Here is an 18,326-nt window from a genome sequence, read left to right on the forward strand (position 1 = left end):
AAGGTGGCGTCTCTCGCTTCAAGGGGGTGCAACGGAACGGAGGGATACGCCCTCACCGCGATCTCTGACCCGCGAAAGCCCATAAAGATCAACGGCAAACGCGGCCCTGCTTTTTGCCAACGTCGTGGCACAAACAAAAATGCCCGCATCCTTCGACGCGGGCATCCATGCAAAAGCCTTTGCTGCCGGGCTTTACGCTTACGCCTCGGTCTTGCCAACGGCGGACTTGATCAGCGTCTGCAGTTCACCCTTCTCGAACATCTCGAGGATGATGTCGCTGCCGCCGACCAGCTCACCGCTCACCCACAGCTGCGGGAAGGTCGGCCAGTTGGCGTAGGTCGGCAGATTGGCGCGAATCTCGGGGTTCTGCAGGATGTCGACGTAAGCGAACTTCTCGCCACAGCCCATCACCGCCTGAGTCGCACGTGCGGAAAAACCACACTGCGGGGCGTTGGGCGAACCCTTCATGTAAAGCAGTACCGGGTTGTTGGCGATCTGTTCTTTGATGGTTTCGATGATATCCATGGAGTACCTCGGCTAGACACGGTTGCCGCGCATTGTAACGGAAAACATCCGGGAAAGCCGAGCGGAGGAGTCGGCTTTGACCTGTCGCGAAGGCCGCCAATAGTGCGATTCAGCCACCTGCATCCCTGAGGAGGCCGGATTTGCGCCTGCGCTTGCTTTCTGGATAAGATCGCGCCTTTCCCGTTTTCGTCGCTCCCCGTGCGACCCCCAGTCGTCGGTTCCTCTTTTCCATCGAAAATGTGGATCGCGAGCTGCGGTAATAAAGGTAGTTGATATGAGCGCAAGGCATTTTCTCTCACTGATGGACTGCACGCCCCAGGAGCTGAACAGCCTGGTCCGCCGCGGCATCGAGCTGAAGGATCTGCGCGAGCGCGGCGTCCTGTTCGAGCCATTGAAGAACCGCGTGCTGGGCATGATTTTCGAGAAAGCCTCGACACGCACCCGGCTTTCTTTCGAAGCCGGCATGATCCAACTCGGCGGCCAGGCGATCTTCCTTTCTCCGCGCGACACCCAGCTGGGCCGTGGCGAACCCATCGGCGACTCGGCCATCGTCATGTCGCGCATGCTCGATGCGGTGATGATCCGCACCTTCGCTCATTCGACCCTGACCGATTTCGCGGCTCACTCCCGCGTGCCGGTGATCAACGGCCTGTCCGACGACCTGCATCCCTGCCAACTGCTGGCCGACATGCAGACCTTCCATGAGCACCGCGGCAGCATCGCCGGCAAGACGGTGGCCTGGATCGGCGACGGCAACAACATGTGCAATACCTATATAGAAGCGGCCATTCAGTTCGACTTCCGGCTGAAAGTCGCCTGCCCCGAGGGCTACGAGCCCGACGCCGAGCTGATGGCACGCGCCGGCGATCGCGTACAGGTATTGCGCGACCCGCGCGAGGCCGCCGCCGGCGCCCACCTGATCAGCACCGACGTCTGGGCCTCCATGGGTCAGGAAGACGAAGTCGCCGCACGCCTGGCCACATTCCGCCCCTATCAAGTCGACCGCGCCCTGCTCGATTGCGCCGCCGAAAACGTGCTGTTCATGCACTGCCTGCCGGCCCACCGTGGCGAGGAAATCAGCCACGACCTGCTCGATGATCCGCGCTCGGTTGCCTGGGATCAGGCCGAGAACCGCCTGCACGTGCAGAAGGCGCTGCTGGAGTTTCTCGTCGAACCGGCCTATCACCACGCATGAAAGGCGAAGGGTCGCTGCTGCAACTGCGTGACCTGGCCTGCGGTTACGGCGAGCAGAGCATCGTTCAACATCTGAACCTGCACCTGAAGCGCGGCGATATCGGCTGCCTGCTCGGCCCCTCCGGCTGTGGCAAGACCACCACCCTGCGCGCCATCGCCGGCTTCGAGCCGGTGCACCAGGGCGAGATTCAACTGGCAGATGCCATCATCTCGCGCGCAGGCTTCACCCTGGCACCGGAAAAGCGCCGTATCGGCATGGTGTTTCAGGACTACGCCCTGTTCCCCCACCTGAGCGTGGCGGAAAACATTGCCTTCGGCATTCGCAAGCAGCCCGACTGCGCGCGCATCGTTGCCGAAATGCTCGAGCTGGTGCACCTGTCCGCGCTCGCCAAACGCTATCCGCACGAACTGTCCGGCGGTCAGCAGCAGCGCGTTGCGCTGGCCCGCGCACTGGCTCCGGAGCCGGAGCTGCTGCTGCTGGACGAGCCGTTCTCCAATCTCGACGTCGAGCTTCGTCGGCGCCTCAGCCACGAGGTGCGTGAAATCCTAAAGGCGCGCAACACCAGCGCGATACTGGTCACCCACGATCAGGAGGAAGCGTTCGCCGTCAGCGATCAGGTCGGCGTATTCAAGGATGGGCGCCTGGAACAGTGGGATACCCCGTTCAACCTCTACCACGAGCCGCTGACGCCCTTCGTCGCCAGCTTCATCGGCCAAGGCTATTTTATCCGCGGGCAACTGCTGGAGCCGGAAACCGTGCAAACGGAACTCGGCCTGATTCGCGGCAACCGGGCCTACAACTGGCCGACCGGGAGTTCGGTGGACGTACTGCTGCGCCCTGACGACATTGTCTATCGGCCGGAAAGCCCACTGCGTGCGCTGATCGTCGGCAAGACTTTCCTCGGCGCGTCGACGCTGTACCGACTGCAGCTGCCCACCGGCAATCATCTGGTAGCGATCTTCACCAGCCACGCCGACTACCCGACAGGGCAGGAAGTCGGTATCGCCATTGCGGCCGATCATCTGGTGGTGTTTCCGGCCCAGGGCAGCGTTGCCGCCCGCGACATACTCCCGTCAGCCGCAGCGGTCCGCTGAACGCGACTCGCGGAGTTCATGTACCCGTAGGGTGGGCTTCAGCCCACCAGATCCCGCTCGAATCGTTGGGCTGAAGCCCACTCTACGGCAAAGGCAGGACGTTTCCTGCCAACGGCATACCGGCATCAGCCGTCCGCTCGCCCCTTCTGCCGGCGATGGCGGAAGAACTCGCTGAGCACCGCCCCGCACTCCTCGGCCAGCACGCCGCCCTCGACCAGAACCCGGTGATTGAGAAAGCCCTGTTCGAAGAACTGGCCGCGGCTGACCACCACGCCGGCTTTCGGCTCGCAGGCACCGTAGACGACGCGCTGGATGCGCGAGTGCACGATCAGCCCGGCACACATGCTGCACGGCTCCAGCGTCACATAGAGCGTCACGCCGGGCAGCCGATAGTTCTGCAGCGCTTGCGCCGCGTCACGTACCGCCACCATTTCCGCATGGGCGCTGGGGTCGTGCCGCGAGATCGGGCAGTTGTAGCCGCGCCCGATGATTTGTCCTTCCTGCACCAGCACCGCCCCCACCGGGACCTCGCCCAGCAACGCACCCTGCGCCGCCAGCGCGAGGGCTTCGCGCATGAAGCGCTCATCCTGGCTGCGGTCGATGATCTGCGGCCGCTTCATCGCTCGATCCTGCCCCGTGTCATACCACCTCGATCGCAGCCATCAGGCCGGTTTCCATGTGATCGATGACATGGCAGTGGAACATCCAGACGCCCGGATTATCCGCAACCAGAGCAATACGGGCGGTTTCGTTCTTGCCCAACAGATAGGTATCGGTAAACCAGGGGTCGATCCTGCGACGATTGGACGAGATCACCTTGAAGGTCATGCCGTGCAGATGGATCGGGTGCTGGTACTGGCTCAGGTTGCGCAGCTCGAAGATGTAGTGGCCGTCCTTCTTCAGCGTCGCGATCGGACGTTCGGCGCAGGTCTTGTCGTTGATGTCCCAGGCCTGGCCGTTGATCTGCCAGAAGGTAAAGGCGCCGCCCTGCCCGGCGTCGGTGGACAGGTTACCGGCCCACTCGAAATTGAAGCGCAGGGTTTCGGCACGCTGCAGGTCCGGTTCTGCGACCGGGTTGGCCGGCAAGGCCGGCGGCCAGTCGCCGGCCGCTTCCGCATGCGCCACCGAACGCAGCGTCGCCAGTCTCAGCGGGCCGTTGCGCAGGGACAGTTCGGTTCCGACCGCGGGCACCTTCAGCGCCAGGTCGATGCGCATGCCGGGGCCGAGCCAGTACGCCTTGCCCAGCGGACTGGGGGAAATCGGATGGCCGTCGAGCGCATAGATCCGCGCCTCGCCATCCGACAGGTTGAGCCTGTAGGTCAGCGTGTTGTCGAGATTCAGCACGCGCAGTCGTACGATCTGTCCGGCCGGCAGGTCGAGCACGGGCGCATGCCGGCCATTGACCGTCGACAGCACGCCGGGCGTGCCACCGCGGGCAGCCTCGCGCGGCACACTGAACTCGGTGAAGGCGCCCTGCTTGTCGATGTGCCAGCTCTTCAGACTCAGCGTTCGCTCATGACGGAAACCGCTTGCTTCACGCTCCTCGACGATCAGCGGGCCAACCAGCCCGCGCCCCAGCTGCGCGGCGCTGCTGGTATGCGGGTGATACCAGAAGCTTCCGGCGTCATGCAGCTGGAAGCGATAGTCAAAGAACTCGCCGGGCAACACCGGCAGTTGCGATACATAGGGAACGCCATCCATCTCCAGCGGCAGGCGAATGCCATGCCAGTGAATGGTGGTGGGCTCCGGCAGGTTGTTGATGAAACGCACGCGCAGCCAGTCGCCCTGGCGACCGCGCAGCTCGAGGCCTGGCGCCTGCCCGCCATAGGCCCAGGCGGGCGTCGCGTGACCGGGCACCAACTCCACGTCCAGTGGTGCGGCGATCAATTCATAATCGTGCGTGGCAGTGTCAACCGGCCGGCCTAGCCAGTAGCGCGCGCCACTGCCGGCAAGGCCGACGACACCGAGACCGGCCAGGCCGGTGAGCACTTGTCTACGGGTGAAACGCATGAAAAACCTGCTCCTGCACGACAAAGATGGCTCATCAGGGCATCGGGAATCGAGCGCCTCGTCTGCGCGAGGTCGCGAGCGCGAACCGACGCGACTGCTCGTTGGCTTCGCCCGGTTCGATGGCGCGCAAGGTTAGCGGAATACACCCACAGCGGCCATAGCTCTGCCTTGGGCGTCACCGTGTCGGCTCGGCAACCCCGGCCTCCAGTCTTTCAAGGAACATCGCCTGTAACAGCGTCGCGAAGCGCGCACCCAGATTGTTCTGCGGCCGGTGATCGGCGTACAGCAGGTAGCTGGTAAAACTGAAATCGGCGGCGAACGGGCGCATCTCGATGCCCGCATGCAGGTAGCCCTGCGCCACCAGAGGACTGACGATGCTTACCCCGAGCCCCGTACCGACCATCGCACAGATGATCGCTGCATAGGGCGCCTCGAGGCTCAGCTTGCGACGATCGCCGTGCTGCAGGAACAGCCGATCGATGCGCCGCCGAGTGCCGTCGTCGTGCGCCAGCGAGACGAACTCCTCCCCCGCAAGATCATCGATCCCGACGCGCTCCAGCGCCGCCAGGCGATGCCCTTTCGGAAAGATGCACACCGCGGGCAAGTCACCAATCAGACGAGCCCGCACCCCGGGGGTTTCCTCGCCGATGAACGACACCAGGCCGAAGTCGCAGAACTGCGAAGCGACCCAGCGGGCGACCGTCGTCGAGTCGCTGGTGTGCAGCGAGATGGCGACCTGCTCATGGCCTTCGCGAAAGCGCTGGATGGCCCGTGGCAGCACCGAAAGGGAAAGCGACGGCACAGCGCCTATGCGTATCCGCCCGGTGCCGAGCTGGCGGATATGCCGCGCCGAATGCTCGAGGTTGCGCAGGCCGATGAACGCTCTGTCCACTTCGTTGAAGAATGCCGTGCCCTCATCGGTGGGGACCAACCGGCTGCCTATACGCTCGAACAGGGCAAAACCGTTGAGGCGCTCCAGTTGCGCGATCAGCCGGCTGATATTGGGCTGTGACGTATGCAGCGCTTCGGCCGCAGCGGTCATGGAGCCGGACAGCATCACGGCTCGGAAGGCTTCCACCTGCTTGAAGTTCACGGCATCACCATATCATTTACGCATGGACACGTGGCGTATTGGCATTTGTCAGTATGAGCCATTCCCTTTAAAACTTCAGCCAAGGCCCGCGTCAATGTGATCGGAACGCACAGCGAGGCTCATACCAACGTTCCGCTACTCCTAACTGCCATGGTTCCGCTCGAGCTCAGGCTCACCCATTGCGATAACAACAAACAGGAGACACCCATGCCATTGTTCCCCAAGCTTTCGCTCGCCCTTGTCGTCGCCGCTTCGCTCGGCTTCGCCGCCCATTCGGTGGCCGCTGAGGGCATGCCGCCCGTGCCGTCATCCATCAGCAAGCAGGACAAGTTGCGCGCAGGCGTGCGCTGCGACCAACCACCTTACGGCTACCAGGACAACAACGGCGACTTCGCCGGAGTCGAAGTGGAAATGTCCCGGCAGATCGCCGAATGGGCCCTCGGCTCCAAGGACAGCGTGACCTTTACCTGCGTGACCGCGGAAAACCGCGTGCCTCAGCTACTCGGCCGCAAGGTCGACCTGCTGATCGCCACCCTGGGCGTCACCCCGGAGCGCCAGCGCGTGATCGCCTTCACCCAGCCCTATCGCTGGGGTGCCAGTGACGTGCTGGTGCGCAAGGACAGCGGCATCGAAAAGATCGACGACCTCAAGGGCAAGACCCTGGCAACGCTCAAGGGCTCGGTGCAGGCCAAGTGGTTCGAAGAGCGCATGCCCGAAGTCAAGACCCTGCGCCTGAACAGCGCCGCCGATGCGCTGCAGAGCTTCCGCCAGGGCCGCGCCGACGCCTACACCCACGACGCCGCAACCCTGGTGGTGGTGACCGGCAACGACGATTCGCTGCGCTTGGTCCAGGAGCCGTTCCAGATTTCCGACGCCGCCATCGGCCTGCGCAAGGGCGAGGACGAGTGGCAAACCTACCTCTCCGCCGCCGTCGAGCGCATGCACGAGGAACGGCTCTTCCGCCCTTGGATCGAGCAATACGTGCCGGAAGCCATCCGCGGCTACTACCTGAGCGTGTTCGAGCAGCCCAAGCCCGAAGAATCCCACTGATCGGCGGTTTCCCATGAGCTTCGATTTCGACTACCTGCTCGCGCAGTGGCCTGCCTTGCTCGACGGGTTATGGATGACCCTCCAGGTTTCCGCACTGAGCATCGTGCTGTCGCTGATGATCGGCGTGCTGGGCGCCGGCGTCAGGCTGTTCAAGCTGCCAGTGCTGTCACAACTGGTGGTGCTCTATGTCGAACTGATCCGCAACACGCCGATTCTGGTACAGCTGTTCTTCATCTTCTACGGCCTGCCCGCCGTCGGCATGAAGCTGTCGCTGTACTGGTCGGGCGTGCTGTGCCTGTCGCTCTGGGCGGGCGCCTACCAGATCGAGAATCTGCGCGGGGGCCTGGCCACAATCGACAAAGGGCTGCGGGAGGCCGGCATGGCGCTCAACCTGCAGTCGCGTCAGTTCTTCCGCCTGATCGCGGTGCCTATCGCCTTTCGCATCAGCCTGCCGGCCATGCTCAACACGGCCATCTCGCTGCTGAAGAACTCGGCGTACCTGCAGACCATCGGACTGGCCGAGCTGACCTTTGTCGCGGTGGACCGTATCGCCACGGATTTCCGCGCCATCGAGATGTTCGCTGCCATCTGCGTGATCTACCTCGCCCTGGTGGCGGTCCTGGCCCTGCTTGCGGGGCGCCTCGAAGCGCGCCTGCAACGCCCCTTCCAACAATGAGGCCGTCATGGAATTCGTGATCGAGAACTGGGGATTCATCTCCAAGGGCCTGCTCATGACCCTGAAGCTGGCGCTGGTGATCCTGTTGTTCACCACGCTGATTTCAGTCGTGCTCGGCACCCTGGCGACGGTGAAGAACCGCCCGCTAAGCTGGGCGATCCACGGTTACGTCGAGCTGTTCCGCTCGATCCCGCTGATCGTCAACGTGTTCTTCATCTTCTTCGGCGCGCCGCTGTTGGGCGTCAACCTTAGCCCCTTCGCCGCGGTGACCCTTGGCCTGACCTTGTGGGGCAGCGCCAACGGCATCGAAATCGTCCGCGGCGGCCTGCTCTCGGTGCCCCGGCACCAGTGGAAGAGCGCCTGGGCGCTCGGCCTGCGACCCTGGCACATCTATGTGTACATCGTCGTCCCACAGTCACTCAAGGCCATCCTGCCAGCCTATACCGGCCTGCTGACCCTGCTGGTGCAGGCCACCTCGCTGGGCGCCCTGGTCGGTGTCAGCGAGTTCCTCAAGGTCGGTCAGATCATCGTCGAGCGCAGCACCATGATGGGCGGCGTAAACCCCGCCTTCACCGTCTACAGCGTCGTGCTGCTCGTCTACTTCGTCATCTGCAGCGCGCTGACCTGGCTCAGCCGCTACCTCGAACGTCGCCTGGGCCGCAATGCGTCCCGGCTCACCCAACCTCAGCCCTGATGTCCAGAAGGCCTACCCTCATGCTCGAATCCAAAGTCAGCCGCCGACTCAAGGAACCCACCGCAGCGGAAGTCTGCGACCTCATCTACGCACCGCGCCTCGCCGGGTTCGCCGACGGCTTCGGCTACCTCGGTGACGTCAACAAGGCGCATATCGTCATGCTCGCCGAGTGCGGCCTGATCGCCCCGGCGGTAGCCGTCGCCCTGGCCCGCGGCGTTCTCGAGATGGAGCGGGTCGGCCCGCAGGCCGTGGCCCTCGACCCGCTGCGCGAAGATGCCTATTTCAACTACGAGGCGCACCTGATCGACAAGGTCGGCACCGACATCGGCGGACGCCTGCACATCGGCCGCAGCCGCAACGACCTGCTGGCCACCCTCGACCGCCTGCGCGGCCGCGAGGTACTGATGGACCTGCTCGATGGCCTCTTCCGGGTGCGCCAGAGTGCCCTGGACGGCGCGGCGCAGCATAGCGCAGCGATCATGCCGGGCTATACCCACCTGCAGCCGGCACAGCCGATCACCTATGGCTTCTACCTGTCCGGCGTGGCCCAGGCGCTGGAGCGCGACTGCAAACGCCTGGCCGCCACGCTCGACAACATGAACCGCAGCCCGATGGGCGCCGCCGCATTCGCCGGCACACCGTTCGCCATCGACCGTGCACGCACCGCGGAGCTGCTGGGCTTCGATGGCTTCCTGGAGAACACGCTGGATGCCGTCGGCTCACGCGACTTCGCCCTGGAAAGCATGGCGCAGATGACCCTGCTGGCGGTGTTCTGGAGCCGTGTGGCGCAGGATTTCTTCGTCTGGTCGACCCATGAGTTCGCCCTCATCGACTTCCCGGACAGCGTCGCCGGCACCTCCAGCATCATGCCGCAGAAGAAGAATCCGGTCGTTCTCGAGTACCTCAAGGGACGTACCGGCCAGGTGCTCGGCTCGCTGGTCGCATCGGCCGTCACCATCAAGGGCACCAATTTCACCCATACCGGCGACGGCAACCGCGAGAGCATGCGCGGCTTCTGGGAATCAGCGCAGGAGTGCCAGCAATGCCTGACCCTGCTGGACCTGGTGCTGCGCACCGCGACTCCCAACCTCGAGGCAGGTCTGCGCAAAGCCGCCGAAGACTTCTCCACGGCCACCGGCCTGGCGGACCTGATGGTCAGCGAGGCCAACCTGTCCTTCCGCGAAGCCCACCATGTAGTCGGGGCCGTGGTGCGCCAGGCGATGGATGACGGGCTGCCGGCAAGTCGCATCGACAGCGCGATGGTCGAACACGCCGCCCAGCAGCAGCTCGGCCGTTCCCTCGGACTGGACGAGCAGCAGGTTCGCCAGGCGCTGGACCCGGTGACAAACGTCAGTTCGCGCAGTCTGCCCGGAGGTCCGGCGGCCAGTGCCCAAGCCGTGCACATCGACGCCGCACGCCTGCGCCTGGAGCAGGAGCGCGCCACCCACGCCAAGCGTCGCCAGCGCCAGGCCGAGGCTCGCCAGGTATTGCAGGACGCCACCGAGAGGCTCGCACAATCATGACCAGCCTGATGACCGTACGCGGACTGCGCAAACGCTTCGGCGACACCGAGGTCATCCAGGGTGTCGATCTCGACATCTCCGAAGGCGAAGTGGTGGTGGTAATCGGGCCCAGCGGTTCGGGCAAATCCACCCTGATCCGCTGCCTGAACAATCTGGAACCGGCGACGGCCGACGACATCGTACTGACCGGCTCGGCCAGCAGCCGCGAATCGATGGCCCGGCTACGCGACGAAGTCGGCATGGTGTTCCAGGACTACACCCTGTTTCCGCACCTCAGCATCCTGCGCAACATGACCCTGGCACCGATGAAGTTGCGCGGTCTGAGCCGCGCTGATGCCGAAGCCCAGGCCATGAAGCTGCTCGAACGGGTCGGCCTCGCGCACAAGGCGCAGGCCATGCCCGCCGAACTTTCGGGTGGCCAGCAGCAACGGGTGGCCATCGTCCGGGCGCTGGCCATGCAACCCAGGCTGATGCTGTTCGACGAGCCGACCTCGGCGCTCGACCCCGAGACGGTCAATGAGGTGCTGCTGGTGATGAAGGAACTGGCCGCCGAGGGCATGACCATGGTGGTGGTCACCCACGAGATGGGCTTCGCCCGGGAAGTGGCCGACCGGGTGATCTTCTTCGACGGCGGCAGGATCATCGAATGCGCACCGCCCGCCCAGCTGTTCGCCCAACCTGGCGAGGCGCGCACGCGCCAGTTTCTCACCCACGTATTGAAGTGAGCCCTCCCATGCCCGATACCCCCATCATCCAGATCGATGGCTTGAACAAGTGGTACGACTCCTTCCATGCCCTCAGCGACGTGAGCCTTCAGGTGGCCGCCGGCGAACGGCTGGTGATCTGCGGCCCCAGCGGCTCGGGCAAATCGACGCTGATTCGCTGCATCAACGCGCTGGAGCCCTTCCAGGATGGCCGCCTCGATGTAGCCGGCATCGCACTCGATACATCGCCCACGAGCATCACCCGAGTCAGGGAGCACGTCGGCATGGTGTTCCAGAACTTTCATCTGTTCCCGCACCTGAGCATCGCCGACAACTGCGCCCTGGCCCCCGTCCACGTGCTTGGCATGGACAAGCGCAAGGCCCGCGAACGAGCCATGCAACACCTGGACAAACTGCGCATCGCCGACAAAGCCGACTGTTATCCGGCACAGCTTTCGGGCGGCCAGCAACAGCGCGCCGCCATAGCCAGGGCGCTGTGCCTGGAACCCAGAATCATGCTGTTCGACGAGCCGACCTCTGCACTCGATCCGGAGATGGTCGGCGAAGTGCTCGACTCCATGGTCGCGCTGGCCGAATCGGGCATGACCATGCTGGTGGTGACCCACGAAATGGGCTTCGCCCGGCAGGTCGCCGACCGCGTGGTGTTCATGGATGCCGGCGCGATTGTCGAAACCGCCGTGCCAGAAGACTTCTTCGCTCACGCGCAAAGCGAGCGGGCGCGGCAGTTTCTCTCGAAGATCATTCACTAAAGAGCGATACGTCCAGCATCACACCGAATGACCCCGGCCAGGCCGGGGTCTTTTCGTTTGGGCTGGCATATCGGCCGGTCGCTCGCACGGTCCACGGCGACCCAAAGTACTCGGGCGAATCACTCGATCAGACTCAAAGGCAAATTTTCGGACTCAAGCGCATAAACGAATAGCGTTGGGCAAAGCGATGGGAGGGGCGATTGCCGAGAATCGGTGGCAATCGCTTCGCAGAACAACAAGAGCCGCCCATGAACATGCATCAGAGCTCTCCCGAGGCCGCCACCGGTCATATCGGAAAGTCCCAGCGCCGCGTCGAGGACACCGCCCTGCTGCGCGGGCTTGGCCGTTATGCCGATGATGTCGCCACGCCGCCCGGCACGCTGCACGCCGCTATCGTCCGCTCGCCTCACGCCCACGCCCGGGTGCTTTCCGTCGATGCCTCCGTCGCGCTGACCATGCCCGGCGTGCACGGCGTGCTGACCGGCGAGGACGTCAAGCGCTGGGCCAATCCGTTCCCGGTCGGTGTGCGCGCACCGATGGAGCATTGGTGCCTGGCGGTGGACAAGGTGCGCTACGTCGGCGAACCGGTCTGCGTGGTGATCGCCGATGACCGCTATCTGGCTGAAGACGCACTGGATGCGGTGAAGGTGGAATACGAGCCGCTGCCGGCCATCGTCGATCCGGAAGCCGCCACTGCCGAAGACGCGCCGGTGCTGCACGAGGCGGTCGGCAGCAACGTGGTCAACGAGCGCCACTTCCGCTACGGCGAGCCCGAGGAGGCCTTCGCCAAAGCCGCAAAGCGGGTCTCGATCAAGGTTCACTTCCCGCGCAATTCCTGCACGCCCATCGAGTGCTACGTGGTGCTCGGCCAGTACCAGCCGGCCACCGGGACCTACGACGTGCTGTCCAATTTCCAGGGCCCCTACGCCCTGCACTCGGTCATGTCGCGCGCGCTGAACGTGCCCGCCAATCGCCTGCGCCTGCGCACCCCGCCGGATTCGGGCGGCAGTTTCGGCATCAAGCAGGGCGTGTTCCCCTATGTCGTGCTCATGGGGCTGGCGGCGCGCAAGGTCGGCGCCCCGGTGAAATGGGTGGAGGACCGCCTGGAACACCTGCAAGCGAGCTCCAGCGCGACCAACCGGGTCTGCGAAATCGAGGCGGCGGTGGAAGCCGACGGCCGCGTAGTGGCGCTCCGGTACGACCAGATCGACGACTGCGGCGGCTACCTGCGCGCCCCGGAGCCGGCCACCTTCTATCGCATGCACGGCAACCTGACCGGCGCCTACGCGATCCGCAACCTGCTGGTGCGTAACCGCGTGGTGCTGACGAACAAGGTGCCGAGCGGCCTGAACCGCGGTTTTGGCGGTGGTCAGGTGTATTTTTCGCTGGAGCGGCTGATGCATCAGGTCGCCGTGGAGCTGGGCCTCGATCCGCTCGAGGTGATCCGCCGCAACCTCGTCCCCGCCGGCGTGTTTCCCTACCGCGCCGCGGCCGGTGCGCTACTCGATTCCGGCGATTACCCGGCCACGGTCGACCTGGCGGTACGCGAAGGCGGTCTCGACGAACTGCTGCGCCGCCGCGAGCAGGCGCGCGCCGAGGGTCGCATCTATGGCATCGGCTACACCGCCGTGGTCGAGCCATCGATCTCCAACATGGGCTACATCACCGTCGCGATGACGCCCGAAGAGCGGCGCAAGGCCGGACCGAAGAACGGCGCGGTGAGCACCGCCACGGTAAGCGTCGACCCGCTGGGTAGTGTCAGCGTGCTCGTCGCCTCGACGCCGCAGGGCCAGGGTCATCAGACGGTGGCCGCGCAGATCGTCGCCGAAGTACTCGGCGTGGCGCTCGAAGGCATCAGCGTCAATGTCGAGCTGGACACCGGCAAGGACGCCTGGTCGATCGCCTCGGGCAACTATTCCAGCCGCTTCGCCGGCGCTGTCGCCGGGGCCGTCTACAACGCGGCGCTGCGCATCCGCGAGCGCATGGCCGGCATCGCCGCGGCCATGTGGAACGTGCAGGCCGAAGAGGTGCGCTTCGCCGGCGGCAAGGTGTTCGTCGAGGACGGGCCGAGCCAGCCGTTCCACCGCATCGCCGGGGCCACCCACTGGTCGCCCGGGCTGCTGCCCGACGGCGAGCTCGGCGGCCTGCGCGAGACTGCATTCTGGACCCCGCCGCAGCTGGCCGCACCGAGCGACGAAGACTGCATCAACAGCTCGCTGTGCTACGGCTTCATCTTCGACATCTGCGCGGTGGAAATCGACCGGATCACCGGCGAAGTACACATCGATCGTTACGTCACCTGCCACGATGCCGGGCGCATCCTCAATCCGATGCTGGTCGACGGGCAGATCCGCGGCGGCTTCACCCAGGGACTGGGCGTGGCGCTGATGGAAGAGTTCGCCTATGCCAACGATGGCAGCTTCCTCTCCGGTACCTTCGCCGACTACCTGGTGCCGACCGCGCCGGAAGCGATCGAACCGCTGATCCTGCACATGGAAACGCCCTCCCCGTTCACCCCGCTGGGCGCCAAGGGCGTCGGCGAAGGCAACAACATGAGCACGCCGGTGTGCGTCGCCAATGCCGTGGCCGATGCGCTCGGCCGCTCGGACATCCGCCTGCCACTGACGCCGTCGCGGGTGCGCACGATGATCGGCATCGACGAGCCCCCGGCGCCCGAGGGCATGGTGCTCGAGGCGCCCAAGGTGGCGGGCGGCTCCAGCCTGCAAGCCGAGGATTCGGTGGAAATCCCCGCCTCGCCGCAGGAGGTCTACGACGCCCTGCTCGACCCGGAAACACTGAAGGCGATCATCCCCGGCTGCCACGCCCTGGAGCTGGAGAGCGAGAACCACTACCGCGCCGACGTTACCGTGGGCGTCGGCATGATCCGCGCGCGCTTCGCCGCCCGGGTCGGCCTGACCGACCTCGACCCGCCCCGTTCGCTGAAGCTGTCCGGCTCGGGCAACAGCCCCATGGGCTCGGCCACCGGCAGTGCCAGGGTGCGCTTCGTCGAGCTGGACAACGGTCACACACGCCTCGAATACGTCTATGACGCCGCAGTCAGCGGCAAGGTCGCCGCGGTCGGCGGGCGCATGCTGCAAAGCGCCTCGAAGGTGATCATCGGGCAGATCTTCAGCCGCCTGGCGCAGCGCCTGACCGGCGCGCCGGTACGCAGCGGCCTGTGGCAGCGCCTGCTCGGGCTGTTCGGCAAAGGAGGTGCACAATGAAACCGGCCGCATTCGAATACGTTCGCGTCGCCAACAAGCGCGAGGCGCTGGAAATCCTCGCCGAGCACGGCGAACAGGCACGGATCATCGCCGGCGGCCAGTCGCTGATGGCGGTGTTGAACATGCGCCTGACACAGCCGAAGGTGCTGATCGACATCAACCACACCGACGACCTGCATGGCCTCACGGTCGAGCGCGGCCACCTGAAGGTCAGTGCCGCGGTGCGCCAGGTCGAGCTGATGGACCGCGCCAGCCTCGCCGACGAAGTGCCGCTGCTGGCCCGCGCACTGCCGTGGATCGGCCACTTCCAGACGCGCAACCGCGGCACCGTGTGTGGCTCGGTGGCACACGCCGACCCCAGCGCCGAAATTCCGCTGTGCCTGGTCACCCTTGGCGGCCGGGTGGTGCTCGAGTCGCTCAAGGGCAAGCGGCGCGAGGTGCCCGCCGCAGAATTCTTCCAGGGCGTACTGACCACCGCCCGGCGCCCGGACGAGCTGGTCAGCGAGGTGCACTTCCCGCTGGCCGATCCGACGGTGCGCTACCGCTTCCGCGAAGTGGCCATGCGACACGGCGACTTCGCCCTGGTGGCTCTCGCTGCCTGCATCCGCGAGGACGCGGTCGAACTCGGCATCGGCGGCGTCTCCGACCGCCCGGTGCTGCGCCGCCTGCCGCGCGGTGAGGGTTTGCCCGACGCACTCAACGCTTTCGCCTGGTCGCTGGGCGCCCAGGACGATGTACACGCCAGCGCGGCGTACCGGCGCCATCTGGTGCGCGAGCTCGGCCAGCAACTCATCGAGGAACAAGACCATGCGCGCGCCAGCTGACCAACGTTTTCCCGTCCGCCTGAAGCTCAACGGGCGCGACCGCCAGGGCCATGCCGAGCCGCGCATGCAACTGTGCGACTTCCTTCGTCACGAGTTGGGCGCCACCGGTGTGCATGTCGGCTGCGAGCACGGCGTCTGCGGCGCCTGCACGGTGCTGGTCGACGGTGTCGCCTCGCGCTCCTGCCTGATGCTTGCGGTGCAGGCCCACGAGCGGTGCATCGACACCGTCGAGTCGCTGGCCCGCGATGACGTGATGAACGACCTGCAGCAGGCCTTCAGCCGTCATCACGCGCTGCAATGCGGCTTCTGCACCAGCGGCATCCTGATGTCCTGCGTGGAATTCCTCGAGCGCGTGGCCGAGCCGGACGAGGCCCAGGTACGCGACATGCTGTCCGGCCACCTGTGCCGCTGCACCGGCTACACCGGCATGGTCCAGGCGGTGCTCGAAGTGGCGCAACAACGCCAGGCTTCGCGACAGCAAGCCCCACAACAACAAGAACCATCGGAGAGCACTCATGTTTGATTTGGGACGCAGCTTTCTCGCCGCGGTGGAGCGCCGCCCCGAGGCGGTAGCAATCAGTGACGGCGAACTGAAGAAGACCTATGCGGCCTGGTTCGACGACATCCAGCGCACAGCCCACGGGCTCGAGCGTCTCGGCCTCGGCCAGGGCGACCACCTGGTGGCCGTGATGCAGAACCGCTGGCAGATGGCGACGCTGCACTGGGCCTGCCAGTTCAGCGGCATCGTCATGACCCCGCTGAACTGGCGCTGCACGGCCGAAGACCTGGCCTGGTGCCTGGCCGATGCCGATGCCCGTGCGCTGGTCCACGACGACTCCGCCGCCGAAGCGGTAATGGCCTGCGGCGAACTGCAGATTCCGTGCATCGCCGTGGGCGCGTCGCTGGCCGGCGGCGCGCTGAGCTTCGAACAGCTGTGCGCCGAGGCGCCGGCCGAAACCATCCTGCGCGCCGGTCCCGAGGACTGGTCGCTGATGCTCTATACCTCCGGCACCACCAGCCGGCCCAAGGGCGTGCCGCGCCGGCACCGCGCCGAACGCGCGGCGGCGGTGGCGCACGTGGCGCAGAACCTCTATGGCCACGAGGAATGCACCCTCGGCGTGATGCCGCTGTATCACACCATGGGCGTGCGCTCGCTGCTGTCGATGGCCCTCATCGACGGACACTTCGTCTGCGTGCCGAAATTCGACGTCGAAGCCACGCTGGAGGCCATCGAGCGTGAAAAGATCAGCAATCTGTACCTGGTGCCGACCCTCTATCACATGCTCATCGAGCACCCGGCGTTCAGCGCCGAGCGGGTCGCCAGCGTACGCAAGATCGGCTTCGCCGGCGCGCCCATGAGCGATGGCCTGATGCGCCGGGTCGAGGCGGCCTTCCAGCCCGAACTGTTCGTCAACCATTACGGCAGCTCGGAGATCTACACCTTCACCATCGACCAGCTCGCGGCACGCAAGCCCGGCTCGTCGGGCCGCTGCGCACTGAACCAGCGGATTCGCGTGGTCGGCCTCGATGCCCAGTCGCCGTCCCAGTTCGCCAAGCCCAACGAGGAAGGCCAGATCATCGCCGACCTGGCCAGCGACGAAGCCTTCGAGGGCTACTGGAAGCGCCCCGACGCCGATGCCAAGTCGCTGCGCGAGGGCTGGTACTTCACCGGCGACACCGGCTATTTCGATGACGACGGCGACCTCTTCGTCACCGGCCGGGTCGACGACCTGATCATCACCGGCGGCGAGAACGTCAGCCCGGCGGAGATCGAGAACACGCTCTCGCTGCATCCCGCGGTCGAGGAAGTCGCGGTGGTCGGCCTGCCCGACGAACAGTGGGGCAAGCTGATCGCCGCCTTCATCAAGCTGCGCTACCCGGTCAGCGAAGAAGAACTCGACGCGCACTGCGTCGCCTCCGGCCTGGCGCGCTTCAAGCGCCCGCGCCGCTACGAATTCATCGAGCAGATTCCCAAATCCCCCGTCGGCAAGATCCTGCGCCGCGTGCTGGTGGCCCAGTACGGAGACGTACTCAAGGCCGCCAATTGAAGCCCATTCGACAAGAGGAAAGACCATGAACGACAGCAACCTCGAACAGTTTCTCGCCAGCGAATTCGACGGCTTCACCGTTGAACTGGATACCGCTCGCGAGCGCGCCGACATCATTCTCGGGCGCCCGCCGTATAACGTCATCGCCATGAGCCAGCGCGAGACGCTGCGCCAGGTATTCGAGGCGCTCGATGCGCATCCCGGCGTGCGTGTGATCGTGCTGCGTGCCCAGGGTGAGCATTTCTCCAGCGGCGGGGACATCAGGGGCTTCCTCGAGGCCTCGCCGGAGCACGTCTCCAAACTGGCCTGGAACGTCGCCGCGCCGGAGCGCTGCAGCAAGCCGGTGATCGTCGCCAACCGCGGCTACACCTTTGGCGTCGGCTTCGAACTGTCGCTGGCCTGCGACTTCCGCATCGCCTCGGAAACCGCCCGCTACGCACTGCCCGAGCAGAATCTGGGGCAGATCCCCGGCTCCGGCGGTTCGGCACGCCTGCAGAAGATGATCGGCATCACCCGCACCAAGCACATGGTCATGCGCGCCAAGCGGGTCACCGGCCAACAGGCCTATGACTGGGGCTTCGTCACCGAATGCGTGCCGGACGCCGAGCTGGAAAGCACGGTCGATGCGCTGGTCGACGAACTGCGCCGCTTCTCGCCGCTGGCCCAGCGCACCGCGAAGAAGCTGATCAACGACAACGAGGATGCGCCGCTGAAGGTCGCCATCGAGATGGAAGGCCACTGCTACAGCCGCCTGCGCAGCTCGGCCGACTTCAAGGAAGGCGTCGAGGCATTCCACGGCAAGCGGCCAGCGGTTTTCCGCGGCGAATAAGCCCCGCGGCGGATGACCGCCGCCTGCACGCGTGCCACCCGGCCCCGGGTGGCACGCGGCGAACGAG

General features: G+C 65.4%; 17 protein-coding genes. 13 read left to right on the forward strand and 4 right to left on the reverse strand.

What is annotated here, in order from left to right:
* Positions 1-198 precede the first annotated feature (198 nt).
* A complete protein-coding gene (grxD, locus tag B597_RS27280; protein ID WP_003295894.1) occupies positions 199-525 on the reverse strand; it encodes a Grx4 family monothiol glutaredoxin in 327 nt (108 codons plus the stop codon).
* Between the two features lie 274 nt (positions 526-799).
* Between grxD and argF the strand changes: the two genes are divergently transcribed.
* Together argF and B597_RS27290 are read left to right on the forward strand one after the other, a co-directional pair.
* Positions 800-1,720 (forward strand): ornithine carbamoyltransferase, encoded by a 921-nt coding sequence (argF, locus tag B597_RS27285; protein ID WP_003295896.1) that lies wholly within the window; start codon positions 800-802, stop codon positions 1,718-1,720.
* A complete protein-coding gene (locus B597_RS27290; protein WP_024161685.1) occupies positions 1,717-2,814 on the forward strand; it encodes an ABC transporter ATP-binding protein in 1,098 nt (365 codons plus the stop codon). Before argF ends, B597_RS27290 begins: the two co-directional genes overlap by 4 nt.
* 125 nt (positions 2,815-2,939) lie before the next feature.
* Here the strand turns inward: B597_RS27290 and tadA are convergent, their stop codons facing one another.
* From tadA to B597_RS27305, 3 genes are all read right to left on the reverse strand, one after another.
* On the reverse strand, positions 2,940-3,434 hold the full coding sequence (gene tadA / locus B597_RS27295) for a tRNA adenosine(34) deaminase TadA (protein ID WP_003295901.1): 495 nt from the start codon (positions 3,432-3,434) through the stop codon (positions 2,940-2,942).
* A 19-nt stretch (positions 3,435-3,453) separates the two neighbouring features.
* Complete coding sequence (locus B597_RS27300) at positions 3,454-4,824, reverse strand: multicopper oxidase family protein (protein ID WP_003295902.1); 1,371 nt, start codon at positions 4,822-4,824, stop codon at positions 3,454-3,456.
* Positions 4,825-4,999: 175 nt separating this feature from the next.
* Positions 5,000-5,917 carry a LysR substrate-binding domain-containing protein gene (locus B597_RS27305; RefSeq protein ID WP_003295904.1) on the reverse strand — a complete coding sequence of 306 codons (918 nt, stop codon included), beginning with the start codon at positions 5,915-5,917 and terminating at the stop codon, positions 5,000-5,002.
* A 207-nt stretch (positions 5,918-6,124) separates the two neighbouring features.
* Here B597_RS27305 and B597_RS27310 point away from each other — a divergent pair, with 207 nt between their 5' ends.
* The 11 genes from B597_RS27310 to B597_RS27360 all read left to right on the forward strand — a co-directional run bounded on the left by B597_RS27310 (position 6,125) and on the right by B597_RS27360 (position 18,259).
* Entirely contained in the window at positions 6,125-6,967 is an 843-nt protein-coding gene (locus B597_RS27310) for a transporter substrate-binding domain-containing protein (RefSeq protein WP_003295905.1), read from the forward strand.
* Between the two features lie 13 nt (positions 6,968-6,980).
* A complete protein-coding gene (locus tag B597_RS27315; protein ID WP_003295906.1) occupies positions 6,981-7,643 on the forward strand; it encodes an amino acid ABC transporter permease in 663 nt (220 codons plus the stop codon).
* A gap of 7 nt (positions 7,644-7,650) precedes the next feature.
* Positions 7,651-8,337 (forward strand): amino acid ABC transporter permease, encoded by a 687-nt coding sequence (locus tag B597_RS27320; protein ID WP_003295908.1) that lies wholly within the window; start codon positions 7,651-7,653, stop codon positions 8,335-8,337.
* Positions 8,338-8,357: 20 nt separating this feature from the next.
* Complete coding sequence (argH, locus tag B597_RS27325) at positions 8,358-9,860, forward strand: argininosuccinate lyase (RefSeq protein WP_003295910.1); 1,503 nt, start codon at positions 8,358-8,360, stop codon at positions 9,858-9,860.
* On the forward strand, positions 9,857-10,585 hold the full coding sequence (locus B597_RS27330; protein ID WP_003295911.1) for an amino acid ABC transporter ATP-binding protein: 729 nt from the start codon (positions 9,857-9,859) through the stop codon (positions 10,583-10,585). The genes argH and B597_RS27330 overlap by 4 nt, the downstream gene beginning before the upstream one ends.
* 8 nt (positions 10,586-10,593) lie before the next feature.
* Positions 10,594-11,334: an amino acid ABC transporter ATP-binding protein gene (locus B597_RS27335; RefSeq protein ID WP_024161687.1), complete on the forward strand. Its 741-nt coding sequence runs from the start codon at positions 10,594-10,596 to the stop codon at positions 11,332-11,334.
* A gap of 248 nt (positions 11,335-11,582) precedes the next feature.
* On the forward strand, positions 11,583-14,558 hold the full coding sequence (locus B597_RS27340; protein ID WP_003295915.1) for a xanthine dehydrogenase family protein molybdopterin-binding subunit: 2,976 nt from the start codon (positions 11,583-11,585) through the stop codon (positions 14,556-14,558).
* Entirely contained in the window at positions 14,555-15,382 is an 828-nt protein-coding gene (locus B597_RS27345; protein ID WP_003295917.1) for an FAD binding domain-containing protein, read from the forward strand. The genes B597_RS27340 and B597_RS27345 overlap by 4 nt, the downstream gene beginning before the upstream one ends.
* Entirely contained in the window at positions 15,366-15,905 is a 540-nt protein-coding gene (locus B597_RS27350) for a (2Fe-2S)-binding protein (RefSeq protein ID WP_003295918.1), read from the forward strand. Before B597_RS27345 ends, B597_RS27350 begins: the two co-directional genes overlap by 17 nt.
* Positions 15,898-17,430 (forward strand): AMP-binding protein, encoded by a 1,533-nt coding sequence (locus B597_RS27355; RefSeq protein WP_024161688.1) that lies wholly within the window; start codon positions 15,898-15,900, stop codon positions 17,428-17,430. The genes B597_RS27350 and B597_RS27355 overlap by 8 nt, the downstream gene beginning before the upstream one ends.
* Positions 17,431-17,455: 25 nt before the next feature.
* Positions 17,456-18,259, forward strand: a complete 804-nt coding sequence (locus B597_RS27360; RefSeq protein WP_003295922.1) for an enoyl-CoA hydratase/isomerase family protein — start codon at positions 17,456-17,458, stop codon at positions 18,257-18,259.
* Positions 18,260-18,326 lie beyond the last annotated feature (67 nt).

This window comes from Stutzerimonas stutzeri KOS6, from assembly GCF_000307775.2.
Lineage (GTDB): Bacteria > Pseudomonadota > Gammaproteobacteria > Pseudomonadales > Pseudomonadaceae > Stutzerimonas > Stutzerimonas stutzeri_B.